Source organism: Microvirga sp. P4_G7 (assembly GCF_056401005.1).
The window spans coordinates 1-973 of record NZ_JBFUKD010001009.1; the positions used below are offsets into that span (position 1 = coordinate 1).

Here is a 973-nt window from a genome sequence, read left to right on the forward strand (position 1 = left end):
TCATGATGCGGATCGCGCACGCCGATCTCAAGTTCACCGATCGTCTCCCCGATCACCCCGTCGTTGTTCCCATTGACCGGCGGCTCGTTTCTCAGGCTGTGACGAATCTCGTGAAGAATGCGACGGAAGCCGTCGCGGCGGTGCCGGAGGACGAGCGCGGTCAGGGAGAGATCTCCGTCGTCCTCGACGACAGTAACCCGGATTACCTCACCGTCGAGATCACCGACAACGGCAAGGGCTTTCCGGTTGAAGGCCGACAACGCCTGTTGGAACCCTACATGACGACCCGTGAAGGCGGGACGGGTCTGGGGTTGCCGATCGTCAGCAAGATTTTGGAAGAACACGGAGGCGGTATGGAACTTCTCGATAACCCCGCTGGCCGTGGTGGGCGCGTTCGTCTGTGGCTGCCCAAGGCAAATACGATTGCCGCAGAGACTCGCGTCGACCGTGAAACGGATAGAGCAAGCTTATGAGTGCCGATATTCTAGTTGTTGATGACGAAATCGATATTCGAGAACTCGTTGCGGGAATCCTCGAAGACGAGGGGCATCGGACGCGTACGGCAGGGTCGTCGGACGAGGCGCTCGGGGCCATCGAGTCGCGCCGGCCGCATTTGGTCTTTCTCGACATCTGGCTGCAAGGCAGCCGCCTCGACGGATTGCAAGTTCTCGACCTGATCAAGGCGCAGCATCCCGATTTGCCCGTCGTCATGATCTCGGGACACGGCAACATCGAGACCGCCGTGTCGGCCATCAAGGCGGGAGCCTATGATTTCATCGAGAAGCCGTTCAAGGCGGATCGGCTCGTGTTGGTCGCGGAACGCGCGCTCGAAGCCTCTCGCCTGAAGCGCGAGGTGCGCGATCTGCGCTCGCGGTCGATCCAAGCCGACCGTATCGCAGGCCGATCGATCATCATGAATCAGTTGCGCCAGGCCATCGAGAGGGCGGCGCCGACGAATGCGCGCATTCTGGTG

General features: G+C 60.8%; 2 protein-coding genes. Both read left to right on the forward strand.

Going from position 1 to position 973, the window contains the following annotated elements; genetic code table 11:
• The coding region (locus tag AC1DT3_RS22605; protein WP_477467408.1) for a sensor histidine kinase at nucleotides 1-473 on the forward strand (473 nt) is incomplete at its 5' end.
• A partial coding sequence (locus tag AC1DT3_RS22610) for a response regulator (RefSeq protein WP_477467409.1) occupies nucleotides 470-973 on the forward strand: 504 nt, incomplete at its 3' end. The genes AC1DT3_RS22605 and AC1DT3_RS22610, both read left to right, overlap by 4 nt.